This is a genomic window from Hominisplanchenecus murintestinalis (assembly GCF_943193015.1).
Taxonomy (GTDB): domain Bacteria; phylum Bacillota; class Clostridia; order Lachnospirales; family Lachnospiraceae; genus Hominisplanchenecus_A; species Hominisplanchenecus_A murintestinalis.
The window spans coordinates 52,677-75,801 of record NZ_CALPCM010000006.1 but is presented as its reverse complement, the minus strand read 5'-3'; the positions used below and the strand labels follow the sequence as shown (position 1 = coordinate 75,801).

The window sequence follows — 23,125 nt, the reverse complement described above, 5'->3', positions numbered from 1 at the left end:
TCTTCCGCACCGCGCAACAATTTTGTGAATTTTGTTCACCTCTTTAATATGTAAAACTGATCTTTTTCTTACAAAAAAATATATTTTAAAAGCGTTAAATTAATAAAAAGAGAACATTTTCAGGAATAAAACCTGGAAATGTTCTCTTCTTTCATATATTGAACTTTGACAAAAAATAATATTTCAATTTATCATATCTTAAAACAAGAAAAATTGCCAGGGCTGCCCATATTATATCATAATTTAAATTCAAGCCATATGCATTTCCAGTCCTCTCCCAATATATGATACCTCTCTGTTTTTTCCGGTTCTGCTTCCTGAAATCCCACAGACTTGTAGCAATGATATGCCGACGCATTATTTTCAAAAACGCCCAGGGTGATTTTCCCGGCTTCCAAAGCTTCATGCGCATACTGTACCGCCAGCTTCAGCATCTGTTTGCCGTATCCTTTCCCTCTCTTGCTGCTGTCCACGATGATAAACCCAAAATGAACCGCCTTCTTTTCTCTGTCCAAAAAGCGCATGGTAAGATGTCCTGCCACTCCGTCTTCATCAACGGCTGTCAGGGCATACAGATTATCCTCTCGCGCATATCTTTCATAATATTCATTCATATCCTCTGCAGTAATAGGATACTTTTCATATCTGTCCGCGCACCATTGGCGAAATGATACCTCATCCTTGAGCCATCCCACAATCTTCTCTGCATCACTTGCCTCATACGGCCTTAACTGTAACATAACGCACCTCCGCTTTTTTGTATTCTGCCACGCTGCCTGCATGTTCCCTGATTATTCCTGCTGCCCGCGCAGATGAACCACAACATATTCACATTTTCCCTGTGTCCGAATCGGAAATCCCCACCCGGTAGCCCCGGAAGAAACGATTACCCTGCAGTCTCCCTCCTGATACTCTCCATAGTTCATCCCTCCAGACACCTCTGTAAAATACCCTATAGGAAAAATCTGCCCTGCATGGGTATGTCCTGACAGCTCCAAATCCACGCCCGCCGCCGCATTTTCCTCTGCTCCCACAGGCTGATGGTCTGCTACGATAATAAACTGGCTTCTGTCTATATCTTTCAGCAACTCCTCAGATGAAGCACGGCTAAAAAAAGAACCACTTTCCCGTCATCCAGTACAAACCTGCCATCAGGCATAACGCCATTGACCCTAAAACGATTGCGTACACGCAGTTTACCTCCTCATTCAACAACCTTTACATCTGATGCCGCACCACGGCATACTCATCCCCGTTCCTGTAATAAGGACAGCTTTCCCAGGTGTCCGTAACAAAACGGTACAGCTCGTCCTCATCCAGATTGACCTGGCAGGTATAAACATCATATTCTTCGTCATATTCATAATTTGCACACTGTTCGCACTGTGTATTCATCCTTCTACCATCCTGATTTCTTTTAGTCTTTTCCTGCAAACTTCATAGGCAGGATAATACTTCTCTACTTCCTGCCAGAACTCCGCCGAATGGTTCATATGCCTTCTGTGGGACAGTTCATGCACCACTACATAGTCCAGCAGCTCCTGCGGCAGATACGCAAGCTGGTAATTAAAGTTCAAATTTCCCTTCGCGCTGCAGCTCCCCCATCTCGTTTTCTGGTTCCGTATCGTAACCCGTCCATATGAAACGCCCATGAAACTGCTGTAATATTCCACACGCTCCGAAATCCTTTTTTTAATATATTCTATATCTTCCGCTGTCAGCTCGTTTACAGGAACAGCATTTGTAGATTCCCCGGCATTCTGCCGCTCTCTTACCATTCTTACCTTGTCTTGCAGCCATTCCTCATGCTTTTTCAGAAATTCCCTCAGCTCCCTGTCTGAAAGCCGGGCGGGAATCCTCGCCAGCGCCGTCCCATCGCCTGTTACTTCCAGACCGATGCTCTTCCGTCCCGAACGAATAATACGCACCGGAATATTTTCTTCCGTCCCCTGTAGTTTATACTCGCTCAGCATCCCTTCACCTTCCATTCCACGATTCTTTGTCAGGTTCTACCAGAGAGTATCCCAGTTTCACTTCTCTTCTGGCCTCCTCCCCATGCCCCATCTGTTCCATGAGCATCTGAACGGCGATCTGCCCGCTTTTCTCATAAAAATAGCGGACGCTAAACAGCGAAGGCGACAGCGCCCTTGCCATCTCTGCATCGCCGTGCCCGGCCACCAGAACCTGGGAGGGAACCTGAATCCCGCGTTCCCTCAGACACTTCACAGCCCCGACTGCCATCCTGTCGGTCGCACAAATCAAACCGTCGAGATCCCTGTATTTCTCCAGCAGTTCCCCCGCCTTCTCATAACCGGAAGCAAGCGTAAAAGAGGCTGTCACAAAACGTTGCGCCAGCTCCCCATGCCCCATATCCCACACAGCATCCTGGAAGCCCCGGCAGCGCTCCGCCCCGACCGCCTGGTCCTGAAGAATCGCGCTGATATACGCCAGCCTCGTCCTTCCCTTCTGCAGAAACAGCTTTGTCACATCATAAGACGCATGATAATCGTCATGAAACACGCAGCAATATCCCGCAAGCTGCTGCCCTACAATCACAACCGGAACAGACAGATTTTTCAAAATCCGTTTATGCTCTGCGCTGAACACCGTTCCGGCTAAAATCACGCCGTCCACCTGTTTGTCACAAAACGCCGTCAGATATTCCAGCTCTTTCTTCGCATCATTCTGGGTAACTGCCAATAGCGCCTGATAACCATGTTCATTCAATACAGACAATACGCCCTCCACAATCTTTCCGATCGTTCCTGACGCCACCTTCGGCACAATAACGCCAATCATCTTCGTTTTCTTTGTCCTGAGCGTCTGTGCCTGCACCGACGGACGGTAGCCTGTTTCTTCTACTACTTTCCGAATCGCCTCGCGCTTCTCGTCTGAAATATACCCCTGATTAAAATAGCGGGAAACGGCGGCCCTCGATACGCCCGCCATTTCCGCAATTTCTGCTATATTCATAGTTACACTGCTCCCTGTTCCCCGTCCGGAATCTATTTCAAATTACTTTTTTATATATACTTTCACCTGCGCCGGTTTCGATTCTACTGAAATTCCGCCGCTGTTTTTCTGCACGGCGACCACCCTGTAAGAACATGAAGTCCCACGCACCTGCCTTTTATGTACATAGGCGGTTACGTCCGCAGGCAGCTTTTTCAATTCCCGATATTCCTGATCCCCTGCCCCTTTATAATATACCACATATTTCTGGGCGTTGGGGGCTTCTTTCCATGTGAGCCGCACATTTCCTCCCGCCGTATTCACTGCTTTTAAACCTGAGACCTTTCCCTGCGCCATTTTACACACCGCCGGCTCGCTCATATCCCCGGTAAGCTTTAGCGTATTATTGACTGCCTGTACATAATAACTATAAGAAATCCCGGCGCTCAGCCCTTTGTCTGCAATACACGTTTCGTCTGTTTCACCTACAAAGAACATCTTGCTTCCATTAGAACGGTATATCTTATAGCTCTCCGCCCCTTCTGCTTTTTCCCAGCTCACCTTTACTTTTTCTCTGTTTTTTACAGCGTTTACCTTCTGAACAGTTCCGAGCTGCGGTCTGACTTTTATCGTATCTCCGCATTCTATTCTTTTTCCCAAATAGGCGCTGACGCGGTAAGTGCGGGCTTTCGCCTCCGCCGTCACCGGATTCGATATCGTATAGGATGTTTTGCTTCCTTTACGAATATTGCCAACACCTACATATTCCTTCTCTTCCGCATCATATACTTCAATATAATATCCTTTTGCCCCGTAAACACGGTTCCAGGAAAGCGTATCTTCCTGAACCAAAGCATCTCTATCCTTTTTATATGTAGTCTTTGTTACCTTCAACCCCCGCGGAGCTGAAAAACCCGTCTGGACAGAAACCTCCGTACTGGAAAAATACGTGCGCTTCTCATCCTTCGCCTGATATGCCTTTATCATGAAAAAATATTTTGTGTTCTGTTTCAATTTATATTTCAGGGACAGCTGCTTTGTCGTCGCCAAAAGCACATACGAGTCCCCCATCATGCCGGATTTCCCATAAATCTCATAGGTATCCGCATTGACCGCCGGCGTCCAAGAAAGTTTAACCGTATCCGATGATACTGCTAACGCCTCTGCCTTAATTGCACCTATTGTATTTTTTACCGAAGCTGCTTTCGAATACTTTCCATAAACCTTTTTTCCTGTATTTACGTCATAGTAATAGGCTTTTACCTTATAGGAATATGTCTTTCCGAACTTTAACTTCTTGTCTACATATTTGTTGTCTGTAGTAGACGCAATCTTTTCATATTTTCCGCGGTATTTACGGTAAATCTCATATCCGCTGACATATTCTTTCGCAGATTCCATTGTCAGCAGAATCTTCTTTCCTGCGCTCAGCTTCACTTTTACTTTCGGGCGCGGCACAAGAAGCCTGACATGCTCTGCATCGGAGAGCGCCGTATACAGCTCCTGCTCCAGATAATCATCCTCGACAATTTTACGGCGGATTTTATAATAATAATCGCCGAACCCTGCTTTTTCATCTATGTACGTATAGACTTCCTCTTTATCTGCCCGAACCGTAGCAATCCAGGCATACGCGCCCTTTTTATCCTTTTCTGCACGGTAAACTTCGTAAACTGCCTGCTTCTGCGCTTCCCACTGCAGCTTTATCAGCGGTTTCGTAAATCCGGTATAATTCCCCGCCGCATCCTTTACATCTACATTCATAACGGAAGCAGAAAACTCATACGGAACTTCGAATTCCCCAAAAGATATATCTTCCTCCAGTTCTTCTCCTTCTTCATCCTGACCGTTGTAAGGCAAAATAAAGACCTTATAAGAGGCTCCCGGCTGCAACACACAGTCAATTGTCAAACTATTCTCTTTATAATTTTCCGCCAGCTCCTCATCATTCAGATACACGGAAACATACTGCGTGTACATGCTCTCCCATTTCATCTCCAGCCGTTTCGTTTCTTCATTATACTCTATCGTATAATCCGTAATCTTCGCCTCATAATCATCCACAACCAAGGTATAGTCCTGCGGCGTACCCTCTTGATTGCCGTTATTGATAGGAACTATCTTGAGCTTATGTGTGCTCCTGGGTTCCAGCTTCAGGGACGCTACCCAGCTTCCTTCGTTATCCATGTAAGCGCCATTCAAAGGATTGTCCGAGTCATCCAGGTAAACTTTTACGTTTTTTACACTTCCCCAGCCATCGTCGCCCTCATCTTCATCCCAGTCCACATAAAGCACCTGTCTTTCCAGGTCATAATCTACATATAAGTTCTTGATAACCGCCTTTGGATATGTTACATCGCATGATACTTCTCTTGTCTCACCATTTATATCTTCCGTCCCTTCATTTCTCCTGTATGGCACCACTAGAAATGCAAATTCTTTCAAGTATTCTTCCCAATCCTTATATTCATACGCAAAACTCTCTCCTTCATACTCTTCAGCAATCGTAGTATAGCCGCCTGTTTTCTTTTTCACCTGAATATTGACATAATCCCCATCCAAATCATACCTTAAAACGATACGCCTTTTCTCTCCGTCCCACTCTGCAGACAGATTTTCAATCGTCGGCTTCTCTGAACCATCATCTGTGCCGGAATCTTCTCCTCCTCCGGCTCCATCTCCTTCGCCGGAATCTTCTCCCCCGCCGGTTCCATCTCCTTCGCCGGAATCTTCTCCTCCTCCGGTTCCATCTCCTCCGTCAGAATCTTCTCCTCCTCCGGAGCCGTCTCCTTCGCCAGAACCTTCTTCTCCGCCAGAACCTTCTTCTCCGCCGGATCCATCCTCTCCGCCGGAATCTTCCCCCTCACCAGAATCATTATTTGTGTTAATTCCCTGGTTTCTGTTTACATCCTTCTTAGATTTCAGGATTTCCTGCTTCTTCTCTCCTGCGTCCTGCATCCCTATTCCCCAGCCGCTATCAGCCGCCGCAATTGCCGAATTTGCCTGCATCACTGAAAATATCATCACTACTACTAAAAGCCATGCCAAACACCTCTTGTACCTCATAACTGTACCCCTTTCGCAGCTCAAACCGCAGTTTTTGATATATTATACCCTTATTCTCTCTTTATTTCCAGCCTTATCAAAACCCTTAAAAAGATTTTTAATCTATCTGTAATACTTTGCTGGAACGTTCCTGAAAAATAACATATATAAAAAACCCCGCAGATGCATTTCCAACATCCACGGGGTTGATTTTCACTGAAATTATTTGAGAGTAACTTTTGCTCCCTCGCCTTCCAGCTTTGTCTTAATCTCTTCAGCTTCAGCCTTAGATGCTGCTTCTTTCAGTACCTTCGGAGCGCCATCAACTACTTCTTTTGCTTCTTTCAGACCAAGTCCTGTTACTTCACGAACAACTTTGATAACCTTAACCTTGTTCGGGCCAACCTCTGTCAGCTCTACATCGAACTCGTCTTTCTCTTCTGCTGCCTCTGCTGCGCCGCCTGCTGCTGCTACAACTACGCCTGCTGCTGCAGATACGCCGAACTCTTCCTCACATGCTTTTACTAAATCATTTAACTCTAATACAGATAACTCTTTGATAGCTTCAATAAACTCAGCAGTTGTTAATTTTGCCATTTCATTTTCCTCCATTTTTATATTATTAGGTTCGGTATGCCGGGTTACGCCTCTTTTGCTTCAGCAATCTGGCTAATAACACGAGCAAAGTTTGCGATAGGTGACTGGATGCTTCCAAGAAGTTTTCCAAGAAGTTCTTCTCTTGAAGGAATGCTTGCCAGCGCCTGAATGCCCTTCTCATCGTAATAAGCATCTTCTACAACACCTGCAACCAGGTTCAGCGCCTGAACGGTCTTAGCATGCTTTGCCAGGATTCTTGCAGGAGCTGTTGCGTCTGTTTTGGAAATAGCCACTGCGTTCGGGCCTTCCAGATGCTTGCACAGTTCTTCACACGGAGTATCCTTGAATGCGAAATTCATCATCGTGTTCTTGTATACCTTGTAGACAACTCCGGCTTCCCTCATCTCTTTACGCAGAGCAGTATCCTGTTCTACAGTGATTCCACTGTAAGTAGCCAGCACAACCGCTTTTGCGTCTTTGATGTTTTCGCTGATTTCTGCTACGATAGGCTGTTTCAGTTCTACCTTTGCCATGAATGGTGCACCTCCTTTATAGTATGTGTACCGCCAAAACAGAAAACGCGCTGTGGCATCTTTCTGTACACGTGAGTAAAAGCCTCCCTGCAAGACACAGGGAGACTCATAAATCATTCTTACGAACTCATTACTCCTCGGTAGGCGTTTTGACCTTATGCCTTACGGCACCTACTGTCTTCGGCAGTTTCTCAAAGAGAATAGCACAGGACCGGCCAAAAGTCAAGATTTTTTTGAAAGCATTTACGCCTATTCTGTCACATTTCCCGACGCCACGTCCTCAAAAGCTTTTATCATCTCTTCATCTGGCGCTTTTGTACACAAGCTCACGATAACGATAAGCGCCAGGCTTACTGCAAATCCTACTACAAGGGAGTAAAGTCCCGTAGCAGTTCCCAGTGTCTGTCCTCCCATCAGAGGTATGTAATCCCAGATAAGAACGGTAAGACCGCCAGATATGATACCCGCCACAGCTCCCGCCATGTTTGTTCTCTTCCAGAACAGGGACAGCACAACCGTTGGGCCAAACGCTGCGCCCAGGCCCGCCCAGGCATTTGACACCAGCCCCATAATGCTGCTGTTTGGATCGAGCGCGATAATGTATGCCAAAATTGCCACAACGATTACGGTAACACGGCTAATCGTAAGCACTTTCTTATCACTTGCCTTGGGATTAATCACGCCCTGGTAAATATCCTTAGAAGCAGATGACGCGGTAATCAAAAGCTGAGAGTCCGCCGTAGACATAATTGCCGCCAGGATTCCGCACAGGAAGATTCCTCCGACAAACGCCAGGCTCAGATCCTTTGTGAAAAGCTGGGTAATCATTTCAATAAAGACATTCTCTGTGGATACCGCGCCCTCTCCAAGAAGCATCGGGAACAGATACGCGCGTCCAATAACGCCGATTACAACTGCCATTCCCAGGGAAATTGCCACCCATACGATAGCGATCACTCTTGATTTCTTTAGTTCCTTCTCGTTCTTAACCGCCATAAACCGTGTGAGGATATGCGGCATACCGCAGTATCCCAATCCCCAGCCAAGCTGAGAGATAATCTCTACCGCACTGTACGGACGCTCGCCATTGCTAAACATATTCAGATAGCCGTCCACTCCTCCCGGCACATTGCTCGCCTCCAGATTTGCCATCAAATTTTCACCGCCCATAACTGCATACGCAAGAATCGGCACAATCAAAAGCCCTACCAACATCAGGGTTCCCTGGATAAAATCTGTCGTGCACACTGCCATAAATCCGCCCATAAATGTATAAGCGAGAATAACTGCTGCTCCAATCGTAAGAGCCAGCGTATAATCCATGCCAAACACACTGGCAAACAGCTTCCCTCCGGCAGCCAATGCAGATGCCGTATATACCAAGAAAAAGATAACAATTACAATAGAAGAAATAAGCAAAAGCACTTTCTTCTTATCATGGAAACGGTTCTCCAGATATTCCGGGAACGTCACGGAATTGTTCGCACGGATGGTATAGCGGCGGAGCCTGCCTGAAATGCAAATCCAGTTCATCACCGTTCCGATAAACAGCCCCACGGCAATCCATGCCTGCCCTGTCCCCAGCGCATAAATAGAACCCGGCAATCCCATCAGAAGCCAGCCGCTCATATCAGACGCCTGCGCAGAAAGCGCTGCTACCCAGCCGCTGAGTCCGCGCCCACCCAGAAAGTAGTCATCAGCGTCTTTATTTTTCTTCATATAAAATGCGCCGATTCCCAACATCATTAACAAATACGCCGCAAATGCCAGCAAAAACCATATTGTATTTGTTCCCATTCTTTTCTCCTCTTATCCTTTTTGTATTTCAGCTTCCGGATAATTTCACGGACACTAATACTTTACACTTTAACAAACTATAGTGATAACGTCAAGCAAAATCGCAATTTCCCTGCTACTCTGCTGCCCACCGAATTACACCCCTATATTCTCCAAAAATGCCACATATCCCCGATATGCCTCATACACATCCACTTTGCTGACGATTTCCCACGGCGCATGCATATTCAGCACTGCCACGCCGCTGTCAATTACATCCATGCCATAATTTGCCAAAATGTAAGCAATCGTTCCGCCGCCGCCCTGGTCTACCTTGCCAAGCTCAGAAGTCTGCCAGGAAATCCCATTCTCATCAAGTACCTTCCTGATTTCCGCCATGTATTCTGCATTTGCATCGTTGGAACCTGATTTTCCTCTGGAACCGGTATATTTATTGAACGTCAGCCCCTTTCCAAAATATGCGCTGTTGTTTTTCTCCATAACGCTGGGATAGTTGGGGTCAAAAGCCGCGCTTACGTCCGAAGAAAGCATTTTTGAGTTGCGCAGCGCCCGCCGCAGCGCCAGTTCACTGTATTCTCCCGTGCAGTTCATGATCTCCGCAACTGTATTTTCAAAGAAACGCGAATGCATTCCTGTAGCTCCCACGCTTCCGATTTCCTCTTTATCCGTCAGAATGCATACACAAGTCCTTTTTACCTCACGCAGGTCAAACATTGCAAGATATGACGGATATGCGCACACCCTGTCATCATGCCCATAAGACATAATCATACTCCTGTCAAACCCATAATCCCTGGCCGCGCCCGCCGGAACCGCCTCAAGCTCCGCAGAAGTAAAATCTTCCTCGTCAATCCCATATTTTTCTTCCAACAACTTCAAAATTTGTTTTTTCACCGGCTCTTTTTCTTCACCGGCAAGCGGAATACTGCCAATCAGGATATTCATATCCTCTCCTTCAATGACCTTATTCGCCTTCTTCTCAAGCTGTGTGCCGGAAAGATGAATTAGCAAATCGGACACGCCAAATACCGGCTCCCCGTCCTTTTCACCAATGGACACCTGTACTGCCGTACCATCCTTTTTCGCCACTACCCCATGAAGCGCAAGCGGAAGAGCCACCCACTGGTATTTCTTTACGCCGCCGTAATAATGTGTTTCCAACATAGCCAAATCCGTATCCTCATACAGAGGGTTCTGTTTCAAATCCAGCCTCGGGGAATCAATATGCGCGCCCAGGATATTCATTCCGTTCTCCATAGGCTCCTCGCCAATATGATACAACGCCAGGGATTTTCCCATATTTTCTGCGTACACTTTATCCCCTGCTTTCAGGGTTCGTCCCGATGCGATCACATTTTCCAAGCTCTCATACCCATGTTCTTTCGCCTGGCGGATAATCTCTTCTGTACACTCCCGCTCCGTTTTGCATTTTGTTAAAAACGCCTTGTATCCTTCTGCAAAATCGAACACCTCTTTCTGCTTCTCACCCTCATATTTTTTCCATGCATTTTCACGTTCCATTCGCTTTACCTCCTTACATTCCTTTCGCTTTTCTTACACACGCTTTCATAGCCTCAATCACTGCACTGCGGAAACCTTTTTCTTCCAGAACCCTGACTGCCTCTATAGTAGTCCCTCCCGGAGAACATACCATATCTTTCAGCTCACCCGGATGCCTGCCCGTCTCCAAAACCATCCTTGCACTTCCCAGTATTGCCTGAGAAGCGAATTTATATGCCTGCGCCCGCGGCATACCGTCCGCCACTGCTGCGTCCGCCATTGCCTCAATAAACAGAAACACGTACGCAGGAGAACTTCCGCTCACCGATACTACCACATCCATCAAATGCTCGCTCAGCACTTCTGTCTCCCCGCAGCTTCGCAGTATCCGGCATACCTGCTCAAGCTCTCCATCCTCCACCCGGCGGTTCCGGCACACTCCGGTAATGCCCTCCCCTACCAGCGCAGGAGTGTTTGGCATACAGCGCACCAGCTTTAGCGGCTTTCCAAATCTTTCCTCCAGCCAGTCTAGGCTCTTTCCTGGGGCAATCGACACCACGATCTGGCTATCGCTTATGCACTCCCGGATTTCCTCTATGATTTCCTCATAATACTGAGGTTTTACCGCCAGAACCAGGATTTCTGATTTTTCCGCCACTTCCCGGTTACTGAGGGCAGTACAGATCCCAAAGCATTCCCGCACCCTCTGCAGGCTCTTTGCACTTGAAGTAGAAGCAATGATCTCATCCTTTTTCAGCAGTTCTTCTTTCAGGATGCCTCCGAGCATAGCCCCGGCCATATTTCCGCACCCAATAAAACCCAGTTTCATACGACGCGCCTCCTTAAATATATACAAAATCTTATTCCAAAGTCTACCAAAGGAACAGGATAAGGTCAAGTTTTTCATTGAATAAACCCCCGCCTTAGTCTATAATATGAATACTGAAAGGAGCTTCCATGGAAAAAAATGCATATATGAAACTAATCGAAGAAATTTCCTTAAATGCCTGGCCGTCCCATAAAATCGAGCTGTACGACGGCTGGCTTATCCGTTTTTCCCATAACTATACATACCGCACCAACAGCGTTGAACAGGTAGGAAGTTCCCTGATTCCCGCAGAAGAAAAAATCGCCTACTGCGAGCGCGTCTATACGAATTTCCATACGCCTGTAAACTTTAAAATCAATCCCCTGCTGGAACCGGAATTTGACCGTATGCTGGACGCACGCGGTTACAAAATCCGCCATACAACAGAAGTTATGACCATGCCCATAGAAAATCTCGCGCCTTATCCACAGCTTTCGGCGGAATACGAATATTATGGGCGGAATTCCGGGCTCCCCTCTTTTATAGAATACCCCGGAAATGTCATCGTGCAGCTCCGCGACCGAATTACGGACGAATGGATTTCTTCTCTTTTCCGCCTGAACGGAACCACAAACCCCACGCTGCGCCGCATCGTCCCTTCCATGTTTAAGGCAATTCCGAAAGAAACTATCGCAGCATTTATCGAAATTGACGGACGCCCCGTGGCATCCGGGCTTGGGATTCTTGACAGAGGACATGTGGGGCTATACGCCATCTATGTGGACGCCAGCTGCCGACGGAAACATTTTGCACGCGCCATCTGCAGCGCTGTTTTATCTGAGGCGCAGAAAAAAGGGGCGGCGAATGCATATCTCCAGGTTACCACGGAAAACGAACCTGCAAAGAGCCTGTACCGCTCCCTGGGATTTGAATATTTTTATACTTACTGGTTTCGTTCTTTGGATATGGAACACACGCATCATACATTTTACAGAAAGGAATAGAGAATCATGTGGATTGCACAAAATTGGAAGGATTATGAAGTCATCGATACTTCATGCGGTGAAAAATTAGAGCGCTGGGGAGACTATCTTCTGGTGCGCCCGGACCCCCAGGTTATCTGGGATACCCCCAAAATACACCGGGGCTGGAAAAAAATGGACGGCCACTACCACCGCAGCAAAAAAGGCGGCGGCGAGTGGGAATTCTTTTCCCTCCCCCAGCAATGGAGCATCCATTACAAAAGCCTTACCTTTAACCTGAAACCCTTCAGCTTCAAACACACCGGGCTTTTCCCTGAGCAGGCAGCAAACTGGGACTGGTTTTCTGAGAAAATCAAGACTGCCGGAAGACCCGTTAAAGTCCTGAACCTTTTCGCCTACACAGGCGGCGCCACCCTCGCCGCTGCCGCCGCCGGGGCAAGCGTTACTCATGTAGACGCTTCCAAAGGCATGGTCGGATGGGCGAAAGAAAACGCCCGCTCTTCCGGGCTAGCTGAGGCCCCCATCCGCTGGATCGTAGACGACTGTGTAAAATTCGTAGAGCGGGAAATTCGGCGTGGAAATCACTATGACGCCGTTATCATGGATCCTCCTTCCTACGGAAGAGGTCCCAAAGGCGAAATATGGAAAATCGAAGATGCTATCCACCCGCTGATAAAGCTCTGTACCAGGCTTCTCAGTGACGACCCACTCTTTTTTCTTGTCAATTCCTACACAACCGGATTGGCTCCGGCTGTCCTGACTTATATGCTCGCCACAGAGCTGAGACAGTTCCACGGAACCGTAGATTCCCAGGAGGTCGGACTGCCCGTCTCCTCAAACGGGCTGGTACTTCCCTGCGGCGCCTCCGGGCGGTGGAGCCGGTAAAATACACAACTGTGCAACTTTCCAAACTACAGCAAAAAACATGCCTGCTTTCAGAAAGAGCCTTACCGATACTTTCCACGTACGATAAGGCTCTTTCTTTTGCATGTATTATCCAAAAAAACTCAGAACTACGCCCGATACGGCTCCGGCTGCATACAATAGTCCTGTGATTTTCAAACTCTCCTTCTTATCTTCATTCATCCGGAAAAGCACCGCCAGCCCCAGTCCTGCTCCCGTACAAAGTCCCGCGACTGCGGAAGCAAAGCTAATAGCTCCGCTCAGGTAAAGCTGTGTCAGCATTACAGAAGAAGCACAATTGGGAATCATGCCGACCAGAGCCGCAAGCAGCGGCTGAAGCAGGGAATCCCCCATCAGCACCGCTGAAAGCTTTTCTATTCCCACCAACTCTATCGCCAGATTCAAAATCCCTGTAAAAACGAAAATATATGCAAATACGCTTACCGTATGATGCAATGCCGCCTGGAAAACATGTCCTTTTCCATGTTCATGTGTATGCCCGTGACAGCCGCAGTCCGCGCAGATACGCTCCATATCTTCTTCATAACTATGACGTTCCGGAATCCATGTATCAATCAAATAGCCCGCCGCCGTGCCAATCACAACCTTCGCCGCCAAAAGCCACAGAATTTCTCTTCCGCGCCCCGGATTTCCCATCAAAATCAGAACCGCCTCATCCGATGTCGCCAAAAAGACTGCCAGAATCGTTCCCGGTGTAATGATTCCTCCCGCGTACAGATTCGCCGCCACCACCGAAAAACCACACTGCGGCACACAACCCAAAAGCGCCCCCGCCAAAGGGCCTGCATGCCCTACCTTAGCCAGCAGCCGGTTCATATATTCCCCTGAATATTTCTCCAGCCATTCCATCAACAGAAAAGCCGCCAGAAGAAACGGCAGCATCTTCACGCTGTCCAGCGCGGCATCCATCAAAACATCTGCTATCATATATCCTCCCCTCCAGGCGGCAGACGCTTCTGACAGCGCCCGCACCTTCATGAGTATCCATCATAACACGGAATCGTCGCTTTCACAACTTTGTATTTTCTGAATAAATTGTAGGGAGGTAACAGTTCCGCTTTCAAATTGCGGTTTGTCGGGGAGTTTACCGCTCATCCCAGACAGTTACGGAACTGATAGTTCTCCGTGTTTACACCTGAAGTCTGCGAAACCGGAAGTTACCGCGCTTACGCCGGACGCCGGGAAACTGCAATAAAAGTATGGACTGTCGCACAAAGAGGTGAACTATGAATATCTTTATGGCTCTTCTGATTGGCCTTGCCGTAAACCTGGATAATCTGCTGATTGGGATTCATCTGGGCATACGCCATCAGAGACTTTCTATATGGCAAAACTTAATAATCGGCGGCACGACCGGGCTATGTGCCTTTGGCTCTACCTGTGCCGCCCGTTTGATTTCCGGTCATTTCCTGTTCTATACGAATCTGATTGCTTCCGCTATCATGATTCTTTTTGGAATTTTCTGTCTCTACCAAAGCATAACGCAAAAAAATGATACCCCCGAGCTCCAGGAAACACCCAGGTTCACAGACGTACTAATCCTTGGTTTCGTACTGGCAGTGAATTGTATTCCACCTTCACTTAGCGCAGGCGTAATGTCTCTCTCTCCCATATGGGTAGGATTCTTTTCTATGCTTTTTTCCTGCCTCAGCATCCAGGTCAGTGTTATTTTAGGGCAGAAATTCCTGCGCTGCAGATTTTTTTCCGTTCTCACTCCATTTTCAGCAGTTTTATTAATTCTAATTGGAGTTCTGGAACTGTTTGCATAACCTTTTTCTCTAGTCAAATCCCCCGTCTCAAAGGACGGTATTGACCCTCGCGGCAGTCGCCAAATACCTGCATACAGTCGCTTGGATCGTTGCCCGCGGGCACAAAATGGCGTACCAGACTTCTATATCCGGTACGCCATTTTCACATAGCATCTTTTTACTCTATTACCATCCTTGCCGCGCCATAAATACCCGCGTCATTTCCCAGCGTTGCCAATGCAAACTCTGTTCCCTTGCAGGCATCCAGCACATAATTCACGTAATATTTCTTTACATAATCCAGAATCACGGTTCCGGCTTTTGATACGCCGCCGCCGATTACAAAGATTTCCGGGTCTACTACGCCTGTAACACTAGCCAAGGCAGTCCCAAGGTATTTTCCAAACTCCTCTGCTACTTCACATGCCAATGTGTCCCCGGCTTTCACTGCATCGAACACGGTCTTTGCAGAAACCTCTCCCTCTCTCAACACTGACGACATGCTGCTTTCTGCAAGTTTCTTATTTGCCAGATATACAACTCCGGTAGCAGAAGCCACTTGCTCCAGGCAGCCCTTATTACCGCAGCCGCAAGGCTTGTCCATCTTGTCCTCAACGTGGATATGACCGATTTCGCCGCCTGCTCCATGACTTCCGGTAAGGATTTTCCCGCCAATGATAATACCGCCGCCGACGCCGGTTCCCAGCGTAACCATCACTACATTCTTATGGCCTTCACCGCCGCCCTTCCACATCTCTCCCAGAGCCGCCACATTCGCATCGTTTCCAACCTTCGTAGTAATACCTGTCAGTTTTTCCATCTCGCCTGCAAGATCTACATATCCCCAATGCAGATTAACCGCCGTGACTACTGCGCCTTCTTCATTTACAGGTCCTGGAACGCCTACACCGATTCCTGCGATGTCTGCTTTCTCAATCCCTTTTTCTGAAATCTTTGTCTCAATTGCCGCCGCTACATCCGGAATGATGTTCTCGCCATTTCCTTCGGAACGGGTTTTGATTTCCCATTTATCCAAAACGTTACCCTGCACGTCAAATAAACCGCATTTTACCGTAGTTCCCCCAATATCAATCCCAAAACAATATTTCTTCATCCCACAAATCCTCCTTACACAAAATGCCTGAGTACTGTTTACGCAATTCCACTTTAGAACACAATCCCCTATTGATAATCATATGATCTCTACTTATAAGTTTGCTTTGTCCGCCAACGGAAACTGAAATGCCCTAAAAATCACCAGATTCGTGCCATATAATTGTTTCATTAAAGATTTATCATCGTCGCATAAAAGATGAATCTCTTCATTTCTGTTATTACAGACACAAATCCCCTCCATATACCGGGAAAGCACCTTATTTTTTATATATTTTTCTTTGTCATCCTGTAATTCTTCCGGTATGTTTCGCTCTATGGCTTCGATAAATTTCTCGTACGGAACATTCTTTGTCATTGGTTTTTTGCTGTATAATACAACCTTATCGTGACTATTTACATATTCCGTATATATAGCTGATTGACAAAGACGCTCTTTCATTTCATCTGCATCTTTTGATATGATTCTAACTTCACTGTCACTAACAAAAGAAAGCTCTTCGTGATTTAAAAGCTTTTTGCTTAATTCAACAATATATTCGGGCGCATAATATTTTTTGGGGGATGTTTTTATCTCATCCAGCGCTTTCCAAAAGAAATTGTCTGTGAAGCTTAAATAATTGTCGAAGTTTCCTTTTGCATTTATCCATTGTTTTAACAGATTTTCCTTTGTTGGAAACAGTACACTTTGTTTCAACATCCAATCAACGATTATTTCTGCCATCCATTCCAGATTTGAAATATGCTTATTGAAAACAACCTGAGAGTACGAAAAAAATTTATTTATGAGATATTGATCCGCTGCCGCAATTCCCTTTTCATTAATACATAAGATTTCTTTTCCATCGTATACCCTTCTCTCGAAGCACCTGATTAATTGATTCATTTCAAAGCTTCCAAATCCGGTACCCGCAAAAGCTGCGTCACGCATCATATAGTCAATTCCATCTGCATCAATTTCTGAATGTAAAATCTGCACCCATAACGGGTTTGTATCTTGTCTTTTTACATTCCCTGTAATCATATCGCAAATAATATCTATAGACGCCTCACCACATTCCTCTGTGATAATCTTCTTTATCTGGGGATCTGTACGGATAATAGCTGCTCCTACTGCCTCATGATGCCCCTCTACAGAACCTACCATAAATTCTTTAGCGACTGGCAATGAAAATCTCTCTATATATCGTTTCATATCACCATTTACTGCCTGGCAAACACTGTCCTCTTTATAGTTTTCCATGCCTTTTTTATAAGGAGTTTCACATACATGCGAAAGAGGATAATGTCCTATGTCATGCAGAAGTCCCGCCATCCGTATAATCTTTCTGTCCTGATCAGGCAGCTCCAGTTGCCGTGCTATTTTATCCGCAATATGCATTACACCTAACGAATGGATATATCTTGTATGTTCCGATCCGGGAAAAATCCAATTTGCAATGCTTAACTGTTTAATACTTTGCAGTCTTTTAAACAACAGGGTATTCATGACTTCTTTTTCCGCATCCGAGTACTCAATAAATCCATGTACATTGTCAAGTATCTTATCCGTAAATTTTATCGCCATTTTCCAACACCTACATAGCTAAATTCTCTATTAAACGATAAGCCTTTCTATTTAAAGCGTCATCATTTAAATGCGGCTTTCTGTCCGTTAACACCTGAAGAATTTCTTCTTCTGAAGCATTGCTTCCCATTTCTTTCATTCTTAAAAAATGAATCGAAGCCAGACATTCTGTCCAGTTTTTCACCCCATATTTTTCTTTTGCGTCAGCATCGCTGAAGATTTCTTTTAATCTTTCAATGCGCTGTTCTGCTTCCGGCGTGTAGTTTAATCCCATACAGGCAGTCCCATTTTCCATATACATATCATCTAATAAGACCTGTGAATATGGTCCATGTTTATACCAGTCAAATCCGTAATGGCCAATATTCACTCCTTCTTCCTGCAAAAGATAAACCATTTTCTGCATTTTTAACCGATCTTCAAACCTTCCATACGAAAACGACTCACCAAAAACCTTCTTGTATACAGGCAATAAAAATTTATTCGCCATAGCAACCCCTCCTTTTGCCATCCTTTATCAAAAGTGTTCCTTCTTGATGAGAATGAACTTCTCTCTCTTTTATTATACAGTAAACATTGCCCCTCGTATACTGAACTTTTTATTGCTCTGTAATCCTGGCTTATCTTCTGTAATAGTATATTACCAAATAGTTTTAGATGTGTCAATCATTTTTGTGTATATTTCAAAAATCAAAATGTGATTTTTCTTTAATCCTTCCTTCCCCTTGATAGGGATTCCTGCACCCTCTTGTACAGCTCTTGCGCAGCGTTATACCCCATCTTCTTCTGTCTGTGGTTCACCGCCGCCGACTCTACGATAACTGCCAGATTCCGCCCCGGACGGATAGGCAGGGAATGGCATACAATCTTGTTTCCAAGAATTTCCGTATACTCCTCTTCCAGCCCCAGCCTGTCATACTCTTTATCCCGGTTCCACTCTTCCAGCTTAATTACCAAATCAATATTCTGGGTATTTTTTACACTTTCCACACCGAACAGCGTCTTTACGTCGATAATCCCAATACCCCGCAGTTCAATAAAATGACGCGTGATATCAGGCGCAGTCCCTACCAGAGTCACATCGCTGACCTTGCGTATCTCCACAACGTCATCCGTGACAAGGCGGTGCCCCCGCTTAATCAGCTCCAGCGCTGCCTCACTCTTTCCAATGCCGCTCTCGCCCATAATCAGCACACCCTCGCCGTATACGTCAACCAACACGCCATGAATGGAAATACAGGGAGCCAGCTCCACGTTCAGCCAGCGGATAATTTCTGCCATAAACGCAGATGTTGTCTGATGGGATCTGAAAATGGGAACGCCATATTTATGCGCCAGCTGCAGCATGTCCTCATCCGGCTGTGTCCTCGTAGTATAAATCACACATGGCATCTTGTATCCCAGAAACTGGTCGTATACCTTGAGTTTCTCTTCCCGGGGCAGATGCTCCAGATACGTGTATTCCACATATCCGATAATCTGGACGCGCTCAGAAGCAAAATGGTCAAAATACCCTGTGAGCTGCAGTGCTGGACGGTTAATATCCGGCAGGGTGATTTCAATTGACGACATATCAATATCCGGGGTCAGGTTTTCCAGCTTCATCTGCTCCATGACCTTCGTCAATGCTACATTACTCATACCTTTCCTCCTTTGAATCCTCTAGATACTTTTATTTTATCATACTTTTCCTCTCACATCCAGCATAATCCCGAACGAATGGGGTATGTATAGTATTCCTTCTAATTCCGGCTTTCCAGAGAATTTACCGCTTACATCCTGACGCATATCTATAATTCCACGCGCCCCTCCAGGGCACGCAGCAGCGTTACCTCATCAATATATTCCAGATCGCCGCCCACCGGAACGCCGCTAGCTATCCGGCTGACTCTGATTCCCGTCGGTTTGATAAGTTTACTGATATACATGGCCGTGGTCTCGCCCTCCAAGCTGGAATTCGTAGCTATGATAACCTCTTTTACCTCTCCCTGAAGCCGTACCATCAACTCTTTCAATTTGATATCTCCCGGCCCTATGCCAAGCATAGGCGAAATCGCCCCGTGAAGCACATGGTAAACCCCTTCATACTTCCCTGTCTTTTCATAAGCCGCCAGATCACGGGTATCCTCCACAACCATAATCATAGACTGGTCACGTTTGGGGTTGGCACAGATAGGGCAAAGTTCCTGATCTGTCAGCGTTCCGCACTGGCTGCAGTAGCGTACGTTTTGCCTGGCCTGTATCATCGTATCAGAAAGTCTCTGCACCTCTTCCACCGGACGGTTAATAAGGTAAAATGCCAGCCGCTGGGCAGACTTAGAACCGACGCCGGGAAGCTTTGAAAGCTCCCCGATAAGTTCACTAATTTGTTTGCTGTAATAATCCATCAGAACGGAAACCCTCCGCCCAGGCCTCCCATGCCTCCGGTAATCTTAGACATAGCCGCCCCTGCTTCTTCCTCCATCTTCCGGAGAGCTTCATTGGCAGCCGCCATAATTAAATCCTCAAGCATCTCAATATCATCCGGATCTACCACCTCTTCAGCCAGTTTCACTTTCGTAATCTCCCGCTTGCCGGATACGCTTACTTCTACTGCGCCGCCCCCTGCTGCTGCGGTAAACTCCTTTTCCTCCAAAGCTTTCTGGCTCTCTTCCATCTGCCTCTGCATTTTCTGCGCCTGTTTCATCAGATTATTCATATTACCCGGCATGCCTCCGCCCGGAAATCCTCCACGTCTTGCCATTTCACTTTTCCTCCTAATCCTCAATTTCAATATCCGCGTGGACAAATTTTTTGATAGCATCTTCCACACTAATTTTTGATAAACGTCCTCCCACCAAATGTTCATCTGCTCTCAGGACGAATTTCACTTCTACATGTTTCCCCAATTTCCCCTCAATGATTTTCTCCAGCTCTTGCTTTTTCTCCTCACTGTTTAGATATGTCTCTCCTAAAAAGTCTGAAAACACTACAAATAGCCTTCCGTCATTTTCCTGAAACTTTGGCACTGCCTGGGCAAGAGTCTGCCGAAACCTCTGTCCCTCTGCTGACGCCACGATGCTGTTCCACAACCGCATAACCTCCTGTAAGTCTTCCGGCGCCGCCATTTCCGGTTCTGCTTCCGGCTCATGGCTCTCCTGGCCGGCAGGCTGCCCTGTTTCCGGCCAAACACTCTGTATCGGCGCTGCCTGCACCATCCTTCCATTTTCCAGCTTTTTTTCCAGCGCGCGGATACGTTCTGCCATAGAAATCTCATCGTTCTCCATCTGAGGGCGGCACAGCTTAATCAAAGCCACTTCCAGCAGCACCCGCTTGGAAGCCGCATATTTCATCTGATTTGAAAGCTCAGAAAAAATGCGGATATACCGCATTAGCGTATCATTCCGCACCAGCCCCGCCTCTTCCCGCAAAGTCTCCAGATTTTCTGTGGACACATCTAATACATCCTCCATATCATCCGAAGATTTCAGGAGCAGCAGGTTCCTGAGATACCAGGTAAAATCTGTGGCAAATTGTCCCAGTTCCCGCCCCTGCATAATTAAATCCTCCAGATGGGCAATCACCTGCACCACATTGTTTTCCAGAACCTCCCGCAGCAAACGGCCAAACTCTTCCGTATCCACAGCTCCCAATACTTCAAGTACATGATCATAGGTAAGCTTCTGTCCCAAATAAAAGGCAATGCACTGATCCAGCAGGCTCAGCGCGTCACGCATAGAACCGTCCGCTTTCTTGGCAATATAGCGCAGCGCCTTCTCTTCCACCTCTACCTGTTCTTCATTCATCAGCTCCCGCATTCTGTCAGCAATCGTAGTCAGAGGAATACGTTTAAAATCATAACGCTGACACCGAGACAGAATGGTAATCGGAATTTTATGTGCCTCCGTGGTAGCCAGGATAAAAATCACATAAGAAGGAGGTTCCTCTAACGTCTTTAGGAGCGCATTAAACGCTCCTATGGACAGCATATGAACCTCGTCAATGATATAGACCTTGTATTTGCCGCTGGTTGGTGAGTACGCGACTTCATCACGGATTTCCCGGATATTGTCTACGCCATTATTGGACGCGGCATCAATCTCGATTACATTCATCGAAGTGCCCGCCGCAATCGCCTTACACGTCTCACACTCTCCGCAGGGATTTCCGTCCACCGGATGTTCACAGTTCACAGCCCGGGCCAAAATCTTTGCCACTGTAGTCTTTCCGGTACCCCTTGTGCCGCAGAACAAATAAGCATGGCCAATACGCTCTGCAGCGATCTGATTTTTTAAGGTTGTCACAATATGCTCCTGCCCCTTCACATCTGCAAAAGAGGCAGGACGAAATTTACGATATAACGCAGTATAACTCATTCATCAATCTCCGAAACTGATACCGATAAGCTTTGCTTCTTTAATCAGCTGATTATCCGGGTCAACCATTTTCAGCTTTCCGGCCACATCCGCCAGCGGTACTTTCTTTACTTTTCCATTTACGATTCCAACCATGTAGCCATACTCATTATTCATAATCAGTTTTGCTGCCCCGGCTCCCAGCCTGGTGGAAAGCACTCTGTCATACGGACAAGGGCTTCCTCCGCGCTGCGTATGTCCCGGAACTGTAATACGTACTTCAATACCTGTCTTTTTCAGAATCTGGTCTGCCAGTTCATAAGAAACCGAAGGATATTTATAGTTCTTCATTTTTTCTTTTAATTCCTTCTTTGACAGCTTTGCATCTTTCTTAGAAATTGCGCCTTCCGCAACTGCCAGAATCGTAAAGCCTGCCCCTCTCTGCGCCCTGCGGTTGATAGCCTCCACGATTCTATCAATATCATACGGAATCTCCGGCAGAAGGATAATATCAGCGCCGCCTGCGATACCCGCATGGAGCGTCAGCCAGCCTACCTTATGTCCCATAACCTCTACCAGAAATACGCGGTTATGAGATGCTGCTGTGGTGTGGATACAGTCAATCGCGTCCGTCGCGATATCTACCGCGCTCTGAAAGCCAAACGTCATATCTGTCCCATAAATATCATTATCAATCGTCTTAGGCAAATGGATGATATTCAATCCTTCTTCTCTCAGCAGATTCGCCGTCTTTTGTGTCCCGTTTCCGCCCAGGATAACCAGACAGTCCAGGCGCAGCTTATAATAATTCTGCTTCATTGCCTCTACTTTATCCAGGCCGTCAGCATCCGGCACACGCATCAATTTAAATGGCTGTCTTGATGTTCCCAGGATTGTGCCTCCTTTTGTCAGGATTCCTGAAAAATCCATTGAAGTCAGCATCCGGTAATCACCGTAAATCAAGCCCCTGTATCCATCGGCAAATCCGTAAACCTCCAGATCAGGCAGATTTGAGCTTAACCCTTTCACAACTCCGCGCATGGTGGCGTTCAATGCCTGACAGTCGCCGCCGCTTGTTAACAAACCGATTCTCTTTTTCATGACATGTCGTATTCCTTTCTTCCATTATTATCGTAGCTGTCCGCCTCACGTGCAGGGATTCCCTTCACCCTGGCGAAATAAGATGTTTTTATTATAACTTATTTCGACGGTTATCACAACTGT

Annotated in this window: 23 protein-coding genes and 1 other annotated feature; of the genes, 3 read left to right on the top strand and 20 right to left on the bottom strand. The window is 46.6% G+C overall.

Going from position 1 to position 23,125, the window contains the following annotated elements:
• Nucleotides 1-236 precede the first annotated feature (236 nt).
• The 11 genes from NFR99_RS04155 to proC form a co-directional block, all read right to left on the bottom strand.
• The gene (locus NFR99_RS04155; protein WP_120483014.1) at nt 237-740 is read right to left on the bottom strand and encodes a GNAT family N-acetyltransferase; all 504 of its coding nucleotides are present in this window, start codon (nt 738-740) and stop codon (nt 237-239) included.
• A gap of 51 nt (nt 741-791) precedes the next feature.
• Complete coding sequence (locus NFR99_RS04150) at nt 792-1,088, bottom strand: metallophosphoesterase family protein (protein WP_251352839.1); 297 nt, start codon at nt 1,086-1,088, stop codon at nt 792-794.
• A gap of 130 nt (nt 1,089-1,218) precedes the next feature.
• Nucleotides 1,219-1,395, bottom strand: a complete 177-nt coding sequence (locus NFR99_RS04145; RefSeq protein WP_168354753.1) for a DUF6472 family protein — start codon at nt 1,393-1,395, stop codon at nt 1,219-1,221.
• Nucleotides 1,392-1,988 carry a M48 family metallopeptidase gene (locus NFR99_RS04140; protein ID WP_251352837.1) on the bottom strand — a complete coding sequence of 199 codons (597 nt, stop codon included), beginning with the start codon at nt 1,986-1,988 and terminating at the stop codon, nt 1,392-1,394. The genes NFR99_RS04145 and NFR99_RS04140 overlap by 4 nt, the downstream gene beginning before the upstream one ends.
• Nucleotides 1,978-2,973 carry a LacI family DNA-binding transcriptional regulator gene (locus tag NFR99_RS04135; protein ID WP_251352829.1) on the bottom strand — a complete coding sequence of 332 codons (996 nt, stop codon included), beginning with the start codon at nt 2,971-2,973 and terminating at the stop codon, nt 1,978-1,980. Before NFR99_RS04135 ends, NFR99_RS04140 begins: the two co-directional genes overlap by 11 nt.
• A gap of 42 nt (nt 2,974-3,015) precedes the next feature.
• On the bottom strand, nt 3,016-6,018 hold the full coding sequence (locus NFR99_RS04130; RefSeq protein WP_251352828.1) for a fibronectin type III domain-containing protein: 3,003 nt from the start codon (nt 6,016-6,018) through the stop codon (nt 3,016-3,018).
• A 201-nt stretch (nt 6,019-6,219) separates the two neighbouring features.
• Nucleotides 6,220-6,594: a 50S ribosomal protein L7/L12 gene (rplL, locus tag NFR99_RS04125; protein WP_120483189.1), complete on the bottom strand. Its 375-nt coding sequence runs from the start codon at nt 6,592-6,594 to the stop codon at nt 6,220-6,222.
• A 44-nt stretch (nt 6,595-6,638) separates the two neighbouring features.
• Nucleotides 6,639-7,127 carry a 50S ribosomal protein L10 gene (rplJ, locus tag NFR99_RS04120; protein ID WP_120483022.1) on the bottom strand — a complete coding sequence of 163 codons (489 nt, stop codon included), beginning with the start codon at nt 7,125-7,127 and terminating at the stop codon, nt 6,639-6,641.
• Between the two features lie 67 nt (nt 7,128-7,194).
• Nucleotides 7,195-7,329, bottom strand: a sequence feature (ribosomal protein L10 leader region).
• Nucleotides 7,330-7,376: 47 nt separating this feature from the next.
• On the bottom strand, nt 7,377-8,924 hold the full coding sequence (gene putP / locus NFR99_RS04115) for a sodium/proline symporter PutP (protein ID WP_120483024.1): 1,548 nt from the start codon (nt 8,922-8,924) through the stop codon (nt 7,377-7,379).
• A gap of 135 nt (nt 8,925-9,059) precedes the next feature.
• Nucleotides 9,060-10,445 (bottom strand): aminopeptidase, encoded by a 1,386-nt coding sequence (locus NFR99_RS04110; protein WP_135975559.1) that lies wholly within the window; start codon nt 10,443-10,445, stop codon nt 9,060-9,062.
• A 13-nt stretch (nt 10,446-10,458) separates the two neighbouring features.
• Nucleotides 10,459-11,253: a pyrroline-5-carboxylate reductase gene (gene proC / locus NFR99_RS04105; protein ID WP_120483028.1), complete on the bottom strand. Its 795-nt coding sequence runs from the start codon at nt 11,251-11,253 to the stop codon at nt 10,459-10,461.
• Nucleotides 11,254-11,381: 128 nt separating this feature from the next.
• Between proC and NFR99_RS04100 the strand changes: the two genes are divergently transcribed.
• The gene (locus NFR99_RS04100; RefSeq protein ID WP_251352826.1) at nt 11,382-12,236 is read left to right on the top strand and encodes a GNAT family N-acetyltransferase; all 855 of its coding nucleotides are present in this window, start codon (nt 11,382-11,384) and stop codon (nt 12,234-12,236) included.
• A 6-nt stretch (nt 12,237-12,242) separates the two neighbouring features.
• Nucleotides 12,243-13,100 (top strand): class I SAM-dependent methyltransferase, encoded by an 858-nt coding sequence (locus tag NFR99_RS04095; protein WP_120483032.1) that lies wholly within the window; start codon nt 12,243-12,245, stop codon nt 13,098-13,100.
• Nucleotides 13,101-13,208: 108 nt separating this feature from the next.
• On the opposite strand, the gene NFR99_RS04090 is transcribed toward NFR99_RS04095, so the two are convergent.
• The gene (locus NFR99_RS04090; protein WP_120483034.1) at nt 13,209-14,066 is read right to left on the bottom strand and encodes a putative manganese transporter; all 858 of its coding nucleotides are present in this window, start codon (nt 14,064-14,066) and stop codon (nt 13,209-13,211) included.
• Nucleotides 14,067-14,365: 299 nt separating this feature from the next.
• On the opposite strand from NFR99_RS04090, the gene NFR99_RS04085 reads away from it, so the two are divergent.
• Nucleotides 14,366-14,908 carry a manganese efflux pump MntP gene (locus NFR99_RS04085; protein ID WP_120483036.1) on the top strand — a complete coding sequence of 181 codons (543 nt, stop codon included), beginning with the start codon at nt 14,366-14,368 and terminating at the stop codon, nt 14,906-14,908.
• 157 nt (nt 14,909-15,065) lie between these two features.
• On the opposite strand, the gene NFR99_RS04080 is transcribed toward NFR99_RS04085, so the two are convergent.
• From NFR99_RS04080 to NFR99_RS04045, 8 genes are all read right to left on the bottom strand, one after another.
• The gene (locus NFR99_RS04080; protein WP_120483038.1) at nt 15,066-16,001 is read right to left on the bottom strand and encodes an ROK family glucokinase; all 936 of its coding nucleotides are present in this window, start codon (nt 15,999-16,001) and stop codon (nt 15,066-15,068) included.
• A gap of 93 nt (nt 16,002-16,094) precedes the next feature.
• Nucleotides 16,095-17,567, bottom strand: a complete 1,473-nt coding sequence (locus NFR99_RS04075) for an HD domain-containing protein (protein WP_135975570.1) — start codon at nt 17,565-17,567, stop codon at nt 16,095-16,097.
• Nucleotides 17,568-17,577: 10 nt separating this feature from the next.
• Nucleotides 17,578-18,057 (bottom strand): hypothetical protein, encoded by a 480-nt coding sequence (locus tag NFR99_RS04070; protein WP_135975572.1) that lies wholly within the window; start codon nt 18,055-18,057, stop codon nt 17,578-17,580.
• A 218-nt stretch (nt 18,058-18,275) separates the two neighbouring features.
• Nucleotides 18,276-19,208 carry an HPr(Ser) kinase/phosphatase gene (hprK, locus tag NFR99_RS04065; RefSeq protein ID WP_120483045.1) on the bottom strand — a complete coding sequence of 311 codons (933 nt, stop codon included), beginning with the start codon at nt 19,206-19,208 and terminating at the stop codon, nt 18,276-18,278.
• 149 nt (nt 19,209-19,357) lie between these two features.
• Nucleotides 19,358-19,954, bottom strand: a complete 597-nt coding sequence (gene recR / locus NFR99_RS04060) for a recombination mediator RecR (RefSeq protein ID WP_120483047.1) — start codon at nt 19,952-19,954, stop codon at nt 19,358-19,360.
• Nucleotides 19,954-20,310, bottom strand: coding sequence for a YbaB/EbfC family nucleoid-associated protein (locus NFR99_RS04055; protein ID WP_120483050.1), 357 nt, complete (start codon nt 20,308-20,310; stop codon nt 19,954-19,956). Before NFR99_RS04055 ends, recR begins: the two co-directional genes overlap by 1 nt.
• 13 nt (nt 20,311-20,323) lie before the next feature.
• On the bottom strand, nt 20,324-21,922 hold the full coding sequence (gene dnaX / locus NFR99_RS04050; protein WP_120483052.1) for a DNA polymerase III subunit gamma/tau: 1,599 nt from the start codon (nt 21,920-21,922) through the stop codon (nt 20,324-20,326).
• A gap of 3 nt (nt 21,923-21,925) precedes the next feature.
• Entirely contained in the window at nt 21,926-23,002 is a 1,077-nt protein-coding gene (locus NFR99_RS04045; protein ID WP_120483054.1) for a 6-phosphofructokinase, read from the bottom strand.
• Nucleotides 23,003-23,125: the final 123 nt, after the last annotated feature.

Coding starts and splice junctions, on each gene's coding strand:
- putP (WP_120483024.1), bottom strand. CDS start 8,924: ATGGGAACAAATACAATATGGTTTTTGCTGGCATTTGCGGCGTATTTG.
- NFR99_RS04070 (WP_135975572.1), bottom strand. CDS start 18,057: ATGGCGAATAAATTTTTATTGCCTGTATACAAGAAGGTTTTTGGTGAG.
- NFR99_RS04145 (WP_168354753.1), bottom strand. CDS start 1,395: ATGAATACACAGTGCGAACAGTGTGCAAATTATGAATATGACGAAGAA.
- NFR99_RS04045 (WP_120483054.1), bottom strand. CDS start 23,002: ATGAAAAAGAGAATCGGTTTGTTAACAAGCGGCGGCGACTGTCAGGCA.
- NFR99_RS04090 (WP_120483034.1), bottom strand. CDS start 14,066: ATGATAGCAGATGTTTTGATGGATGCCGCGCTGGACAGCGTGAAGATG.
- NFR99_RS04155 (WP_120483014.1), bottom strand. CDS start 740: ATGTTACAGTTAAGGCCGTATGAGGCAAGTGATGCAGAGAAGATTGTG.
- NFR99_RS04135 (WP_251352829.1), bottom strand. CDS start 2,973: ATGAATATAGCAGAAATTGCGGAAATGGCGGGCGTATCGAGGGCCGCC.
- NFR99_RS04100 (WP_251352826.1), top strand. CDS start 11,382: ATGGAAAAAAATGCATATATGAAACTAATCGAAGAAATTTCCTTAAAT.
- proC (WP_120483028.1), bottom strand. CDS start 11,253: ATGAAACTGGGTTTTATTGGGTGCGGAAATATGGCCGGGGCTATGCTC.
- dnaX (WP_120483052.1), bottom strand. CDS start 21,922: ATGAGTTATACTGCGTTATATCGTAAATTTCGTCCTGCCTCTTTTGCA.
- NFR99_RS04140 (WP_251352837.1), bottom strand. CDS start 1,988: ATGGAAGGTGAAGGGATGCTGAGCGAGTATAAACTACAGGGGACGGAA.
- rplJ (WP_120483022.1), bottom strand. CDS start 7,127: ATGGCAAAGGTAGAACTGAAACAGCCTATCGTAGCAGAAATCAGCGAA.
- NFR99_RS04110 (WP_135975559.1), bottom strand. CDS start 10,445: ATGGAACGTGAAAATGCATGGAAAAAATATGAGGGTGAGAAGCAGAAA.
- NFR99_RS04085 (WP_120483036.1), top strand. CDS start 14,366: ATGAATATCTTTATGGCTCTTCTGATTGGCCTTGCCGTAAACCTGGAT.
- NFR99_RS04075 (WP_135975570.1), bottom strand. CDS start 17,567: ATGGCGATAAAATTTACGGATAAGATACTTGACAATGTACATGGATTT.
- rplL (WP_120483189.1), bottom strand. CDS start 6,594: ATGGCAAAATTAACAACTGCTGAGTTTATTGAAGCTATCAAAGAGTTA.
- NFR99_RS04055 (WP_120483050.1), bottom strand. CDS start 20,310: ATGGCAAGACGTGGAGGATTTCCGGGCGGAGGCATGCCGGGTAATATG.
- recR (WP_120483047.1), bottom strand. CDS start 19,954: ATGGATTATTACAGCAAACAAATTAGTGAACTTATCGGGGAGCTTTCA.
- NFR99_RS04130 (WP_251352828.1), bottom strand. CDS start 6,018: ATGAGGTACAAGAGGTGTTTGGCATGGCTTTTAGTAGTAGTGATGATA.
- NFR99_RS04080 (WP_120483038.1), bottom strand. CDS start 16,001: ATGAAGAAATATTGTTTTGGGATTGATATTGGGGGAACTACGGTAAAA.
- hprK (WP_120483045.1), bottom strand. CDS start 19,208: ATGAGTAATGTAGCATTGACGAAGGTCATGGAGCAGATGAAGCTGGAA.
- NFR99_RS04095 (WP_120483032.1), top strand. CDS start 12,243: ATGTGGATTGCACAAAATTGGAAGGATTATGAAGTCATCGATACTTCA.